The organism is Mesorhizobium sp. RCC_202 (genome assembly GCF_041355295.1).
Classification (GTDB): Bacteria; Pseudomonadota; Alphaproteobacteria; order Rhizobiales; family Rhizobiaceae; genus Mesorhizobium.
Genome location: NZ_JBFUPO010000005.1, coordinates 214931 through 228982 on the forward strand (window position 1 = coordinate 214931; position 14052 = coordinate 228982).

Genomic DNA, 14052 nt, shown 5'->3' on the forward strand with positions numbered 1-14052 from the left:
TGCCCTTACTTGACGTCGGCCGCGACCTTGAGCGACACGATCTTGTCGGGATCGACCACCGGTTCGCCGCGCTTGATCTTGTCGACATTGTCCATGCCTTCGATGACCTGGCCCCACACCGTATACTGGCGGTTGAGGAAGGCTGCCTCGTCGAAGCAGATGAAGAACTGCGAGTTCGCCGAATTCGGGTTCTGCGCGCGCGCCATCGAGCAGGTGCCGCGGCCATGGTTGGCGTTGGAGAACTCGGCCTTCAGGTCCGGCTTGTCGGAACCGCCCATGCCCGCGCGGGAAGGAGCAAAGGTGGGCTTCGACGAATTGCCGAACTTGACGTCGCCGGTCTGCGCCATGAAACCGTCGATGACGCGGTGGAACACCACGCCGTCATAAGCGCCTTCGCGCGCCAGCTCCTTGATGCGAGCGACGTGGCCGGGGGCCAAATCGGGGAACAGTTCGATGACGACCTTGCCCTTGGTCGTTTCCAGGATGAGCGCGTTCTCGCGATCCTTGATCTCAGCCATGTCAGAAATCCTTTTTAAAATAGAGGGTTATTTGCCGTCAGCGGCGATGCGAACCTTGATCATGCGGTCGGGGTCGGTGACTGAGCCATTGTCGCCCTCGTCACCCTTCTTGATCTTGTCGACGAGATCCATGCCGCTGACCACCTTGCCGACGATAGTGTACTGGCCATCGAGGTTCGGCGCCGGCGCGAACATGATGAAGAACTGCGAGTTCGCCGAATTCGGATCGGCCGTGCGCGCCATGCCGAGCACGCCGCGCGTGAATTTCTCGGTCTGCGAGAACTCGCCCGGCAGGTCAGGCAAATCGGAGTTGCCTGTGCCAACGGCTTCGGCGCTATAGCCCTTCTTCATGTTGCCGAACTTGACGTCGCCGGTCTGCGCCATGAAGCCGTCGATGACACGGTGGAAAGCGACATCGTTATAGGCGCCGTCGCGCACCAGTTTCTTGATCTGCGCGACATTCTTGGGCGCCAGGTCGGGACGCAGCGCGATCGTCACGTCGCCGTCCTTCAAGGTGATGATCATGGTGTTTTCCTTGTCGGCGGCAAAGGCCGGCAGGGATGCGGCCATAAGGCCGGCAAGCACGACAAGGAACGAGGCAAGCTTCTTCAGCTGCATAGGGATCTCCGGGAAAGCCTATTTGGTGAACTTGGCGGTGAGCGCGCCGGCAACGGCCGCCGGCACGAAGGGACGGATGTCGCCGCCCATCGAGGCAATCTGGCGGACAAGTGTGGCGGTAATGGTGCGCACCGAAGGGCTGGCGGGCAGAAAAACCGTCTGCAGCTCGGGCGCCATCGTCTCGTTCATGCCGGCCATCTGCATCTCGTAGTCGAGATCGGTGCCGTCGCGCAGGCCGCGGATCATGATCGAGGCGCCCTGCTTGCGGGCGGCGTCGATAACCAGCCCGTCGAAGGAGACAACCTTGATGCGGTCTGCGTCCTTGCCGAATTCGGCCTTCGTCGCGGCCTCGATCAGCTTGACCCGTTCCTCGAAGGAAAACAGCGGTGTCTTGCCGGGATGGATGCCGATCGCCGCGTAAACGGTGTCGGCCACCGCCAGCGATGCCTTCAGCACATCGAGATGGCCGTTGGTCAGCGGGTCGAAGGAGCCGGCATAAAGGGCGGTGCGCTCGGTCATGGCAGGCTTCTAGAGCAATTCCAGGAAAAGTGGGAGCGGTTTTCCGCCCGGAATTGCGCAAAAAACAAAAGCTAGAACCTCTCAAACAAAGGCAAATCCGCCTTTGAACCTTTCCGGCGCCATGAACGACAGATGAATGCAACGATCACGAACGCTTCACGCAGCGTTCACTAGCTTGCAGCTTTAGAAGATGAAACCAAATCCCCATCTTCTCGTTGTAAGCGCAGGAGAACACGCAAATGCTGATCTATATGCTTGCCGCCGCAATGACCGTCGTAATGCTGATCGCAACCGCATTCGGGCTGCATCAGGAAGCAGCAAGAGTTCGCGTCAAGGCCAACACCAGGCGGATCGACCATTTCGTAGTCCGCAAGCCCTATCGCCGCTTCTGATTTCCAGAATGAACGCACCGGCCCGCTGGCCGGTGCTTGTGCAGTGGGAGATTATTCGCCCTGGGCGTCGTCTTCGCTGGTTGTCTCGCCTGAGATCTCCTCGGCTTCCTCGTCGGACTGCGGTTCCGAAATCCGCTCGACTGACACCACCTTCTCCCCCTCAGCGGTATTGAAGATGGTCACGCCCTTGGTGGCGCGACTGGCGAAGCGTATGCCGTTGACCGGCACGCGGATGACTGTGCCGCCGTCCGAAACCAGCATGATCTGATCGTCATTGCCGACCGGGAAGGTCGCGACCAGCCGGCCGATCTCGGCCACTTTCGACACGTCCGTGGCGCGGATGCCCTTGCCGCCGCGGCCCGTCAGGCGGAAATCATAGGACGACGAGCGCTTGCCGTAGCCATATTCGGTAACCGTCAGAACGAGTTGCTCGTGCGCCTTGAGGAATTCGTAGCGTTCGTCGGAAAGCTCCGCCTCCTCGCCGATCTCCTCATTGGTCAGCGCAATCTCTTCCTCCTCGCCGGTGGCGCCGGCGGCAAGACGGCGCTCGGCTGCTGCACGCTTGAGGTAAGCGGCGCGCTCGGCCGGCGAAGCATCGACGTTCTCGATCACCGACATCGAGATGATGCGGTCGGTGTCGGCCATGGTGATGCCGCGCACGCCGACGGAATTGCGGCTCTGGAAGACGCGCACGTCCCCGACGGAGAAGCGGATGCACTGGCCCGAGCTCGCCGTCAGCAGCACATCGTCATTGTCGGTGCAGGTTTCGACGCCGAGGATCTCGTCGCCTTCTTCCTCCAGCTTCATGGCGATCTTGCCGTTGCGGTTGACCTGGACGAAATCGGACAGCTTGTTGCGGCGCACGGTGCCGCGCGTGGTGGCAAACATCACGTCGAGCTCGCCCCAGCTCGTCTCGTCCTCCGGCAGCGGCATGATCGTGGTGATGCGCTCGCCCTGCTCCAGCGGCAGCATGTTGATCAGCGCCTTGCCGCGCGACTGCGGATTGCCGATCGGCAGGCGCCAGACCTTTTCCTTGTAGACGATGCCGCGCGAGGAGAAGAACAGCACCGGCGTGTGCGTGTTGGCGACGAACAGCCGGGTGACGAAATCCTCTTCCTTGGTCGACATGCCGGAGCGGCCCTTGCCGCCGCGGCGCTGCGCCCGGTAGAGCGACAGCGGCACGCGCTTGATGTAGCCCGAATGGCTCACCGTCACGACCATGTCCTCGCGCTGGATCAGGTCCTCGTCTTCCATATCCGAGCCGCCCTCGGAGAGCTCGGTGCGGCGTGGTGTGCCGAACTCGTCGCGCACCACGGCCAGCTCGTCCTTGACGATCTGCTGGATGCGGGCGCGAGACGACAGGATGTCGAGGTAGTCCTTGATCTCGTCGCCGATCGTGTTCAACTCATCGGCGATTTCGTCGCGGCCAAGCGCCGTCAGGCGCTGCAGGCGAAGCTCGAGGATGGCGCGCGCCTGTTCCTCGGACAGGTTGTAGGTGCCGTCCTCGTTGATGCGATGGCGCGGATCGTCGATCAAAAGGATCAGCGATTCGACGTCGCCTGACGGCCAGCGCCGCTCCATCAACTGCTCGCGCGCCGTCTGCGGATCGGGCGCGGTGCGGATCAACTTGATCACTTCGTCGATGTTGGCGACGGCGATTGCCAAGCCGACCAGCACATGGGCGCGGTCGCGCGCCTTGCGCAGCAGGAACTTCGTGCGCCGGCTGATCACCTCCTCGCGGAAGGCGACGAAGGCCTTCAGCATGTCGGTCAGGTTCATCAGTTCCGGCTTGCCGCCGTTCAGCGCCACCATATTGGCGCCAAAAGAGGTTTGCAGCGGCGTGAAGCGGTAGAGCTGATTGAGGATGACGTCGGCGACGGCGTCGCGCTTCAATTCGACGACGACGCGGTAGCCCTGGCGATCGCTCTCGTCGCGGATATCGGAAATGCCCTCGATGCGCTTGTCGCGCACCAGTTCGGCCATCTTCTCGATCATCGACGACTTGTTCACCTGGTAGGGAACTTCCGTGATGATGATCGATTCACGATCGTTGCCGCGTTGTTCGATGTTGACCTTGCCGCGCATGACGATCGAGCCGCGGCCGGTCGAATAGGCGCTGTAGATGCCGGAGCGACCGAGCACGATGCCGCCGGTCGGGAAATCCGGCCCTGGAATGATCTCCATCAGCGCCGGCAGGTCGATCGCCGGATTGTCGATGACGGCGATGGCGCCGTTGCACACTTCAATGAGATTGTGCGGCGGGATGTTGGTGGCCATGCCGACGGCGATGCCGCCGGAACCGTTGACAAGCAGGTTCGGGAAGCGCGCCGGCAGCACCTTTGGCTCGCTGCCCGAGGCGTCGTAAGTGTCCTGGAAATCGACGGTTTCCTTGTCGATGTCCTCCAGGAGTTCATGCGCGACCTTGGTCAGCCTGGATTCGGTGTAGCGCATCGCCGCCGGCGGGTCGCCATCGATCGAGCCGAAATTGCCCTGACCGTCGATGAGCGGCACGCGCAGCGACCAGTCCTGCGCCATGCGCACCAAGGCGTCATAGATCGAGGCGTCGCCATGCGGATGGTACTTACCCATCACGTCGGCGACCGGGCGCGCCGACTTCACATATTTGCGGTTCCAGTGGTAGCCGCTCTCATGCGAGGCGTAGAGGATGCGGCGATGGACGGGCTTCAGGCCGTCGCGCACGTCGGGCAGCGCGCGGCTGACGATCACGCTCATGGCGTAATCGAGATAGGAGCGCTGCATCTCCTCGATGATGGAAATAGGCTCGATGCCGGTGGGGCCGCCGTCGCTGCCGCGCGGTGTCTTCTGGTCGGTCAAATCAGGTCACAATCCTGTCGGGAATCACTGCACGCTTATATAGGAAGCTTCGCCGAAACTCCAACCTTGGCCGGACTTTTCCAGAGACAATTTTCGTGGTAATTTCAAATGGATACCGCTGATTGCGACGATATGGCCAAAGAGCATTTCGCCTCAACGTTGCCGCTAACGGGGTAAAGGCCGGCAATGGATCGTCACCCTGAAGCGACAGTCGCAGTGAACCGAAGCCCCTGGCTGCCGCTGCGGGCCTTGAGCGGCTGGACCGCAAAGGACCTCAATGGCGATCTGGCGGCCGGCATCACGCTGGCGGCGATCGCGATACCCGAACAGATGGCGACGGCCCGGCTCGGCGGTTTCGCGCCGGAGATCGGGTTTTTCGCCTTTGTCGCCGGATCGCTGGCTTTTGCGCTGCTCGGCGCCAACCGCCATTTGTCCGTGGGCGCGGATTCAACCATCACGCCATTGTTTGCCGGCGGTCTCGCGCTGATCGCGACCGCCGGCTCGCCGCATTATCTTGCGCTGGCGGCCATGCTGGCGCTGATGGTCGGGTTCCTGGTGGCGCTGAGCGGCCTCCTGCGGCTCGGCTGGATTGCCGATCTCCTGTCGGTGCCGGTCACCACCGGTTTCCTTGCCGGCATTTCGATCCACATCATCGTCTCGCAATTGCCTTCCTTGCTCGGATTGCCGCCGGAAAGCGGCGAAACGCTGCGGCGCGTCGGCGAAATCGCCGCCAATCTCCACCTGACCAATCCGTGGAGCCTGGCGATCGGGCTTGGCGTGTTTCTGATCGTCTTCCTGGCTGAGCATATCAGCGCCCGTATCCCGGCGGCGCTGATCGGCATGGTTCTGGCAACGCTTGCCGTCATCGTTTTCGACCTCAAGGGCCACGGTGTCGACGTGCTCGGCGCCCTGCCCAACGGCTTGCCGACGCCAGCCGTGCCGCTGGTCAGCTTCCAGGACGCACAGGCGCTGGTTCCGCTGGCGCTGCTGATCGCCATCGTCGTCATGGTGCAGACTGCGGCGACCTGCCGCTCCTTCATCCCGCAGGACGGCAGCCAGCCGGACGTCAATCGCGACTTCATCGGCGTCGGCGCCGGCGGCATCCTTTCGGGCCTGTTCGGCGCCTTTGCCGTCAATTCGAGCCCGCCGCGCACGGCGATCGTCGCCCATAGCGGCGGCCGTTCGCAATTCTCGGGCCTGATCGCGGCGGCCATCGTGCTGGCGCTCGGCGCTTTCGGCGGCGGCCTGCTCGCCAACGTGCCGCAGGCGGCGCTTGCCGGCGTGCTGATGTTCGTCGCCCAGCACATCCTGCGCTGGCAGGTGTTCGCCAATGTCTATCGCCAGGCGCCGGTCGAGTTCGCGCTGATCCTGGTCACCATGGTGGCGATCGTGGTGCTGCCGATCGAAACCGGCGTCGCCATAGGCATCGGCCTGTCGCTGCTGCACGGCATCTGGAGTTTTACCCGCGCGCAGGCGATCGAACTGGCCGAGGTTCCGGGCACGTCCGTGTGGTGGCCGCCGACCGCCCAGAGCCCCGGCAAACAGCTTTCAGGCGTGCTGGTCGCGGCATTCCAGGCGCCGCTCTCCTTCGTCAATGCCGACCATTTCAAACGCGGACTGCTCGACCTGATCGACGCCAGGAGCGAAGGCGTCAAACTGGTGGTGCTGGAGGCCTCGAACATCGTCGAGATCGACTACACCGCGGCGCAGGCGCTGATCGACGCCATTCGCCATTGCCGCGACAGGAACGCGGTGTTTGCCATAGCGCGCATGGAATCGTTGCGCGCCCAGGCGGCGCTGAAGCGCTTCGGCATCGCCGAACTGGTCGGCCCGGAGCGGATTTTCCACAGCGTCGACGCCGCCATCAAATCACTCGGTCCGGGGGAACCGCGGCAGCGAAAACAGGACGAAGCACAATGATTGACCCGCGAGAACCCATTGTCACCCCGGTCCCCGTCGAGGAATTGAGGCCGACGCAGATAACCGTCGGCCTGCGTGAGGTTGAGTTGAAGCGCCAGATGATCCGGGCTCAGGACGCTCGCAGGGAGACCGGCGCATTTCTCGGCAGGCACATGGTGCCGGTCGTGCTAGGCCCAAAAAAGCGCAACTACGTCACCGATCATCATCATCTCGCGCGCGCCTTGCTCGAGGAAGGCGTCAAGGACGTGCTTGTCACTGTGGTTGCCGACCTGTCGGCGCTCGACAAGGACGCCTTCCTGTTCATGCTCGACAGTCGTGGCTGGATGCACCCGTTCGACGAGAACGGTAAGCGTCGCGACTATTCGGCGATACCAAAGACGATCGGCGAACTTGTCGACGACCCCTATCGCAGCCTCGCTGGCGAACTGCGTCGGCAAGGCGGCTTCGCCAAGGACACCACGCCGTTCAGCGAGTTCCTGTGGGCGGATTTCCTGCGCCGCCGCATTGATCGCAGCGCAGTTGCGAAAAACTTCGACAAGGCGATGAAGCAGGCGCTGACTTTGGCCAAAGGCAAGGACGCGGATTATCTGCCGGGCTGGTGCGGGCCAACCACGGACTGATCGCCAAAGCCGTCGATCAAGAAACGCTTTGTCTTCTTGTTCTAACGCAATTCCGGGCGGAAAACCGTTTCACATTTTTCCTGGAATTGCTTTGGCCCTGTAATTGCCGGGCGCCTCGCCCATTTCGCGGCGGAAACGGCGGTTGAAGGTCGACAGGTCGTTGAAGCCGGCGTCGAAAGCGATGGTCGAGATCGGCATGCCGGAGCTACGCAGCCGCACCGCCGCCCGGTGCAGCCTTGTCCGGAGCAGGAACTGGTAAGGCGTCATGCCGGCAACATGCCGGAAGATGCGCAGGAAGTGATACGGGCTGGTGGCTGTGCTGTCGGCAAGTGCTGTCAGCGAAAGCGGTTGCTCCGCCTCGAGTTCGATGCGCCGCACCGCCTCGGCAACGCGCTTCTGGTCGCGGCTGCTGGGCGTCCGGTCAGCCGGCCCTGCATCCGAGCCGGCGGCGACGACCGCGCCGGCAAGACGCAGGCCGAATTCCTCGAACGCCTCGCTGTCGCCCGTCTCCCGCGCGGCCTCGGCCTCCGCCAGCAACGGCGCAAGCGCCGGCAAGGGCGGCAGGCGTGGCGCGGCAAAGCCAAGCCGCTTCGCCCCCGGCACATCGGCGACGACGCGCTCCATATAGGCCGGGGTGAAATGGAAGGAGAGGCAGCGGTCGCCGGCGCCATGCTCATGACCGCATTCGTAGCAGGCGCCAGGATTGCCGAGCAGGATGGCGCCTGGCGCAAGCATCGCGGTGCCTTGGCTCGTGCGGTAGCGGAACGTGCCGCCGGTCACGGCGGCAACGCAGAAATTGCCATGCTCTTCCTCGAACGGCTTGTCGCCGGCGCCGGCCGTGCAAATCACGTCCGAAACCTGCCAATCAAGCCCGGAAGCGAGATTTTGCTCGGTCGTCATCACCCAAAAGATAGCAATTTTTCCCAAGCGTGAAAGGCTGCCATGCCCCTATTGCTCGCGCCTTCCTGACAAACGAGGCAGCAACCATGACCGATACCTTTGCCGAAGCTCTGCACAGCGACGGCCCCGATCCCGATCTTGCCGACAAACTGAAGCTCTATGGCCGCTTCATCGGCGCCTGGACGTTCGACGCCACACGCATTCAGGAGGATGGCACCAGGCTCACCGGGCGCGGCGAAGTGCATTTCGGCTGGGTCCTCGAAGGCAAGGCGGTGCAAGACGTCTGGATCCTGCCCGCGCGCGACGCCGGCCCCTCGCCTTCGCTTGGACCCTGGACCTTCTACGGCACGACGCTGCGCATCTACGATCCTCGTGAAGACGCCTGGCACATTTTCTGGAGCGATCCCCGCAACCAGTATTACAGCCGCCAGCTCGCTCACCTGGAGGGCGACACGATCACCCAGGTCGGCGCCGACGGCACCGGCGCGTCGGTGCGCTGGAGCTTTTCGCGCATCACCGAGGATTCCTTCCGCTGGCTCGGCGAGCGCTCGCATGACGGCGGCGCGACCTGGCGCATGGAGGTCGAGTTCCTGGCGCGGCGCATGACTCCAGCCTGATCCACCAACGCCTTGCAATCATGGAGGAAACAATGCTCGACCATATCTCGATCGGCGTTCGCGACAGCACTATCTCGAAACGCTTCTACGACGCCGCGCTGCGACCGCTCGGCTATTCCTGCCTCAGCCAGTCGCCGGGGTCGCTCGGCTATGGTGCGAAGACGGCGCAGCTCTGGGTCCAGGACGCCAACCGGCCGGTGCCGGCCGACAAGGAATCCGGGCTGCATTTCTGCTTCGCGGCGCCGACGCGCGCCAGCGTCGATGCCTTCCACGCCGCCGCGCTGCGCGAAGGCGGCAAGGACAACGGCCCACCCGGCCTGCGCGCCGCCTATGGCGACAACTACTATGCCGCCTTCGTCATCGACCCCGACGGCTACCGGCTCGAAGCCTATTGCGGCAAGGCCGAGTAGCCGGCTGAATTTGCCCTCGTCACCCGTTTTCACCGCTCCCGCTTTGCTCTACCAATTGCAGCGCATGGGCGTTGCCCGGCGGGAGGGTGAGAGATGCCGAGCTTCGACAGCCTATTCAACGCCTTCGTCACCATCCTGGTGACCATCGATCCGCCCGGGCTGGCGCCGCTCTTTCTTGCCGTGACGCGCGGCATGAACCGCGACGAGCGCCGCCAGGTCTCGGTACGCGCCTCGATCATCGGCTTCCTGGTGATGGCGCTGTTTGCGGTTGCCGGCGCCTCGATCCTGTCGGTGTTCGGCATCACCTTGCCGGCCTTCCGCGTCGCCGGCGGCTTCCTGCTGTTCTTCATCGCCTTCGAAATGGTGTTCGAGCGCCGCCAGGACCGCAAGGAAAAGATCGGCGACGTCGCCATCACCAAGGACATGATCCACAACATCGCAGCCTTCCCGCTGGCGATCCCGCTGATCGCCGGCCCCGGCGCGATTTCGGCAACGGTGCTGCTCTCCGGCTCGTTCCAGGGCTTTGCCGCGCAGGCAGCGCTGGTCGGCATCATCTTCCTGTGCCTGGCCATCACCTATCTGGTCTTCGTGCTGTCGGAACGCATCGACCGCATCCTCGGCCAGACCGGCCGCTCGATCCTGACCCGCCTGCTTGGCGTCATCCTGGCGGCATTGGCCGTGCAGTTCGTGGCCGACGGCATCAAGGCGCTGATGGCGGGGTGAGCGAAGGCGCCTGCCGCCTATTTCGTCGCCGTATCAACCACCTCGAAATCATGCGTCAGCGTCGCCGTCTTGGCCATCATGGCGGACGCGGAGCAGTATTTCTCGATCGACAGGTTGATCGCGCGTTTGACCTTGTCGTGCGACAGCGCGCGGCCCTTGACGATGAAATGCATGTGGATGCGAGTGAACACCTTGGGGTCGGTCTCGGCACGGTCGGCGTCGAGCTCGACCACGCAATCCTCGATCGCCTCGCGGCCTTTTTCCAGGATGTGGACGACGTCATAGGCCGAGCAGCCGCCTGTGCCGATCAGCACCAGTTCCATCGGGCTCGGTCCCGGCGTTGCGCCGTCAGGGCCATGCGCGGTGCCCAGCACCAGTTTGTGGCCGCTGCCGGACTCGCCGACGAAGGTGCGCTCCTCGACCCATTTGACGCGTGCTTTCACGATATTCTTCCTTGCAAGACTGCCGGTCGCATTATTGGCCGAAGACCACCGAATGCATGATCCGGCCGGGTAACAGCGTGAACACGCCGGCGCCGATCAATGCGAACAGATAGAGCTTTATCATGGCGCTGCGGTGAGCGGCGACGCGGTGGGTATGTGCGTACCATGCCGCCAGCGGCACTGTGATCAACACCAGGATCGACAACAGGTGGATTGGGCTGAACGGACCGATAAGCCTGATCTGCTGGATCCAGAAGCTGGAGATGGCGATGACCAGCATCAGCGCCACCCAGGCATAGCCGAGCACCCGGTGCCGCATCGTGCCTTTCGGCAGCGCCAGTTGCGCGCCGCCGACCGCCAGCGCGGCAAAAGCCGCGAAAGCATGCCATGGAATAGGAGGCGGCGCGGAGAGAAGCGATCCGAGCGACATCGCACCAGCCCTAGACACCGATTGCCAGATACTTAGAACGGAATCTCGTCGTCCAGTTCGCGCGATGAACCGCCGCCACCGCCGCCCCTCGGGGCATTGCCGCCGCCGCGGTTGAAACTTTCATTCGGGCTGGACTGGCCGAAATCGGAACCACGGCTCGCGCCACCGCCGGAATAGCCACCGACCTGGCCGCCTTCGCCCTGGCCGCGCGCGTCGAGCATCTGCAATTCGCCGCGGAATTTCTGCAGCACGACTTCGGTCGTATACTTGTCGGCGCCGGTCTGGTCCTGCCATTTGCGCGTCTGCAGCTGGCCCTCGACATAGACCTTCATGCCCTTCTTCAGATACTGCTCGGCCACCTTGGCGATGCCCTCATTGAAGATGACGACATTGTGCCACTCGGTCTTTTCCTTGCGTTCGCCGGAATTCTTGTCGCGCCAGCTTTCCGAGGTCGCGATGCGAATGTTGACGACCGGCTCGCCCGAATTCAGGCGGCGGATTTCCGGGTCCGCCCCGAGATTGCCGACCAGAATGACCTTGTTGACGCTACCCGCCATCGTATTTCTCCGCGCTCATCCGAAACAAATTTTAAGTCGCTCACCTTACAGCCTCGGGATCGCCCGTGCCTGCGAAGGCTGGCTTTTCCCACAAGGTTTTTGTTCTATTTTTGTTCTAGTATCAGCCGCCCATTCTGTCAAGGAATGGCAGCAAGGCGGCGTTTGAACCTGCGTTTCGATATGGCGATCAAATAGGCGCTTGCCAAATCAATAAGTATCGACTTATGCTTTCGCCATGATCGAAGCAGAGATTTTCCGGGCACTGGCCGATCCGACACGGCGCGCCGTCTATGAGCGGCTCACCGCAAGCGAGATGTCGGTGTCCGAGCTGCGTGCCGGCATGAGCGTGTCACAGCCGGCGGTCTCGCAGCACCTTGCCGTGCTGCGCGGAGCCGGGCTGGTGGTCGAGCGGCGGGCCGGCCGCAACGCCTATTACCGCGCCGACCCGCAAGGGCTGGGTCCGCTGCTTGGCTGGATCGACCGCTACCGCGCCTTCTGGCCGGAGCGCATCGAGAAATTGAAGACGGTTCTGAAGGAAATGGACCAATGACGGCAACCGAACACCCGATGACAGCCACCGAGGCGCCGCTCAGCTTCGAATGCGAGCTGGACGATCCGCCGGAAAAAGTCTGGCGGGCGCTGAGCCAACCGGAACTGCTCGCCGCCTGGCTGATGCCCAACGACATCCGGCCTGAACCCGGCGAGCGCTTCACACTTGCCGGGCCGGCTGCACCTATCGAATGCAAGGTGCTCGACGCCGAACCCGGCAAGCTGCTGCGCTTCTCTTGGCGCGAACAGCCCGGTGCGGATGCCGTCGAGTTCCCCGCCTTCGACAGCATCGTCACCTTCACGCTGGCGCGCACCGCCGCCGGCGGCACGCAGCTTCGCATCGTCCATGACGGCTTCGTGCCTGTGGCGCAGCCTGTTGTCGCCGTGTCGGGCGCCGGCTGCGGGCTTTCGCTCGATGCGCGCAAGAACCCCACCGCCGCCAATGCGCCCTGCATGATGCGGCGCGCGGCCTGAACCTGAAAGAGGAAGGGATACGCCATGAGCATTGGCAATCTGGTACCGATGGTGATCGAGCAATCGAGCCGAGGCGAGCGCTCTTTCGATATTTTTTCGCGGCTGCTGCGCGAGCGCATCGTCTTCATCAATGGCGAGATCAACGACAACGTGTCGGCGCTGGTCTGCGCCCAGCTTCTGTCGCTGGAATCGGACCATCCCGACAAGGAAATTTCGATCTACATCAACTCGCCTGGCGGCATGGTGACCAGCGGCTTCGCCATCTACGACACCATGCAATACATCTCCTGCCCGGTCGCGACCGTCTGCATGGGCTTTGCCGCCTCGATGGGCTCCTTCCTGCTGATGGCCGGCGCGCCGGGCCGGCGCATCGCGCTGCCCAACACCCGCATCGTGCTGCATCAGCCGCTTGGCGGCTTCCAGGGCCAGGCCTCCGACATCCAGCGCCACGCCGAGGACATTGTGCGCACCAAGCAGCATATGACGGAACTCTATGCCAGGCATTGCGGCCGGACCTATGAGGAGGTCGAGCGCACGCTCGACCGCGACTATTTCATGAGCGCCGAGGAAGCCAGGGTCTGGGGTCTTGTCGACCATGTCTACGACAGCCGCAAAAAGGCGGCGTGATTGCCACCGCGCGGCGATTTGATCGCCGCGCGTCTGGTTTCGCTCCGATTGCGCCCCTATAGTTCGGGAATGATCCGAGACCGCATCTTGAAGAAATCGCACGTCGCCCTTGCGGTGCTGGCTGCAGCGCTGCTCGCCGGCACAAGCGCCTTTGCCGCCGACAACGCATCGCAAAAACTTCCGGGCGTCAGCGGCGACTACCGCATCACCAAGCCCGCGCCGCAGCCGGACCCGGACGATGTGCCAACCAGCAGCGACGGCTCCTTCAAGATCGGCAACACCGATGTCAGGATCGGCGGCAGCATAACCGTCGACATGGCGACCGGCGGCACGCGGATCCCGAACCACTGATCACAAGCCGCCCGCCGGATCGAAAGCGCTCTTCGCAAAAATGTAGCCCCGCCGCTGCTTCCGCAGTCAGACGGGGCTTTCATGGATTTGAAATCCAACTTTAGCCGGGAGTGTACTGCCGGCGTTCTGTTTCGGATGCATCGCGGCATTCAGCCGACGATCCGACTATCGTCTCTGATTGTGGGGGATCGGCAAGTCACGGTTTGTCGGGCTGGCGTTTCAAGTCTGCCCTGGCACTTATGCCCGCCGCGGCTCCATCCATGTGTGGAGCCTCAAGGGACTGTCCGGTGGCGTCATGCTCCGCTCCTGGGTCCGTTGCGACAATGTCGTCCGAAGCACAAATCGCTATCACCTGCGGCGTCTCGCAGGCCGCCTGCTGGGCGGCGAGGCCATCGAAAGACGGCCGGCTTCGTTGACGCTTTTGAGACTGCGCCCCCCGGCCGGGCACGTCAACCATTGAATAGCCGGTTACCGAAAAATGTGATCGCCGGCAGGTTACGTGCAGGTAAATCGAGAACCTTTGTGGACCAGGCCCGAGGTCATGTCAGC

General features: G+C 63.1%; 18 protein-coding genes. 10 read left to right on the top strand and 8 right to left on the bottom strand.

What is annotated here, in order from left to right; translation table 11 throughout:
* Positions 1-5: 5 nt before the first annotated feature.
* The 3 genes from AB6802_RS13880 to coaD form a co-directional block, all read right to left on the bottom strand.
* Positions 6-518: a peptidylprolyl isomerase gene (locus AB6802_RS13880; protein ID WP_371010678.1), complete on the bottom strand. Its 513-nt coding sequence runs from the start codon at positions 516-518 to the stop codon at positions 6-8.
* A gap of 27 nt (positions 519-545) precedes the next feature.
* Positions 546-1088 carry a peptidylprolyl isomerase gene (locus AB6802_RS13885; RefSeq protein ID WP_371010947.1) on the bottom strand — a complete coding sequence of 181 codons (543 nt, stop codon included), beginning with the start codon at positions 1086-1088 and terminating at the stop codon, positions 546-548.
* Positions 1089-1154: 66 nt separating this feature from the next.
* The gene (gene coaD / locus AB6802_RS13890) at positions 1155-1655 is read right to left on the bottom strand and encodes a pantetheine-phosphate adenylyltransferase (protein ID WP_371010679.1); all 501 of its coding nucleotides are present in this window, start codon (positions 1653-1655) and stop codon (positions 1155-1157) included.
* 239 nt (positions 1656-1894) lie between these two features.
* On the opposite strand from coaD, the gene AB6802_RS13895 reads away from it, so the two are divergent.
* Positions 1895-2047 carry a hypothetical protein gene (locus AB6802_RS13895; RefSeq protein WP_371010680.1) on the top strand — a complete coding sequence of 51 codons (153 nt, stop codon included), beginning with the start codon at positions 1895-1897 and terminating at the stop codon, positions 2045-2047.
* 51 nt (positions 2048-2098) lie between these two features.
* Here AB6802_RS13895 and gyrA read toward each other — a convergent pair whose 3' ends face one another.
* Entirely contained in the window at positions 2099-4882 is a 2784-nt protein-coding gene (gene gyrA / locus AB6802_RS13900; protein WP_371010681.1) for a DNA gyrase subunit A, read from the bottom strand.
* A 186-nt stretch (positions 4883-5068) separates the two neighbouring features.
* Here gyrA and AB6802_RS13905 point away from each other — a divergent pair, with 186 nt between their 5' ends.
* The gene (locus AB6802_RS13905) at positions 5069-6802 is read left to right on the top strand and encodes a SulP family inorganic anion transporter (protein WP_371010682.1); all 1734 of its coding nucleotides are present in this window, start codon (positions 5069-5071) and stop codon (positions 6800-6802) included.
* The gene (locus AB6802_RS13910; RefSeq protein ID WP_371010683.1) at positions 6799-7422 is read left to right on the top strand and encodes a ParB-like protein; all 624 of its coding nucleotides are present in this window, start codon (positions 6799-6801) and stop codon (positions 7420-7422) included. The genes AB6802_RS13905 and AB6802_RS13910 overlap by 4 nt, the downstream gene beginning before the upstream one ends.
* Before the next feature lie 69 nt (positions 7423-7491).
* Here AB6802_RS13910 and AB6802_RS13915 read toward each other — a convergent pair whose 3' ends face one another.
* Positions 7492-8322 (bottom strand): helix-turn-helix transcriptional regulator, encoded by an 831-nt coding sequence (locus AB6802_RS13915; RefSeq protein ID WP_371010684.1) that lies wholly within the window; start codon positions 8320-8322, stop codon positions 7492-7494.
* Positions 8323-8408: 86 nt separating this feature from the next.
* Between AB6802_RS13915 and AB6802_RS13920 the strand changes: the two genes are divergently transcribed.
* From AB6802_RS13920 to AB6802_RS13930, 3 genes are all read left to right on the top strand, one after another.
* Complete coding sequence (locus AB6802_RS13920) at positions 8409-8939, top strand: hypothetical protein (protein WP_371010685.1); 531 nt, start codon at positions 8409-8411, stop codon at positions 8937-8939.
* A 32-nt stretch (positions 8940-8971) separates the two neighbouring features.
* Positions 8972-9349 carry a VOC family protein gene (locus AB6802_RS13925; protein ID WP_371010686.1) on the top strand — a complete coding sequence of 126 codons (378 nt, stop codon included), beginning with the start codon at positions 8972-8974 and terminating at the stop codon, positions 9347-9349.
* A gap of 93 nt (positions 9350-9442) precedes the next feature.
* On the top strand, positions 9443-10072 hold the full coding sequence (locus AB6802_RS13930; protein WP_371010687.1) for a MarC family protein: 630 nt from the start codon (positions 9443-9445) through the stop codon (positions 10070-10072).
* A 17-nt stretch (positions 10073-10089) separates the two neighbouring features.
* On the opposite strand, the gene AB6802_RS13935 is transcribed toward AB6802_RS13930, so the two are convergent.
* The 3 genes from AB6802_RS13935 to AB6802_RS13945 are packed head-to-tail and all read right to left on the bottom strand — an operon-like array spanning position 10090 to position 11502.
* Positions 10090-10515 (bottom strand): OsmC family protein, encoded by a 426-nt coding sequence (locus AB6802_RS13935; RefSeq protein ID WP_371010688.1) that lies wholly within the window; start codon positions 10513-10515, stop codon positions 10090-10092.
* A 31-nt stretch (positions 10516-10546) separates the two neighbouring features.
* Positions 10547-10945 carry a DUF2306 domain-containing protein gene (locus AB6802_RS13940; RefSeq protein ID WP_371010689.1) on the bottom strand — a complete coding sequence of 133 codons (399 nt, stop codon included), beginning with the start codon at positions 10943-10945 and terminating at the stop codon, positions 10547-10549.
* Between the two features lie 32 nt (positions 10946-10977).
* The gene (locus AB6802_RS13945) at positions 10978-11502 is read right to left on the bottom strand and encodes a single-stranded DNA-binding protein (RefSeq protein ID WP_371010690.1); all 525 of its coding nucleotides are present in this window, start codon (positions 11500-11502) and stop codon (positions 10978-10980) included.
* Positions 11503-11737: 235 nt separating this feature from the next.
* Between AB6802_RS13945 and AB6802_RS13950 the strand changes: the two genes are divergently transcribed.
* The 4 genes from AB6802_RS13950 to AB6802_RS13965 all read left to right on the top strand — a co-directional run bounded on the left by AB6802_RS13950 (position 11738) and on the right by AB6802_RS13965 (position 13503).
* A complete protein-coding gene (locus AB6802_RS13950) occupies positions 11738-12052 on the top strand; it encodes an ArsR/SmtB family transcription factor (RefSeq protein WP_371010691.1) in 315 nt (104 codons plus the stop codon).
* Complete coding sequence (locus AB6802_RS13955) at positions 12049-12525, top strand: SRPBCC domain-containing protein (protein ID WP_371010692.1); 477 nt, start codon at positions 12049-12051, stop codon at positions 12523-12525. Before AB6802_RS13950 ends, AB6802_RS13955 begins: the two co-directional genes overlap by 4 nt.
* A gap of 24 nt (positions 12526-12549) precedes the next feature.
* Entirely contained in the window at positions 12550-13152 is a 603-nt protein-coding gene (locus AB6802_RS13960) for an ATP-dependent Clp protease proteolytic subunit (RefSeq protein ID WP_371010693.1), read from the top strand.
* Between the two features lie 87 nt (positions 13153-13239).
* Positions 13240-13503, top strand: a complete 264-nt coding sequence (locus AB6802_RS13965) for a hypothetical protein (protein ID WP_371010694.1) — start codon at positions 13240-13242, stop codon at positions 13501-13503.
* Positions 13504-14052 lie beyond the last annotated feature (549 nt).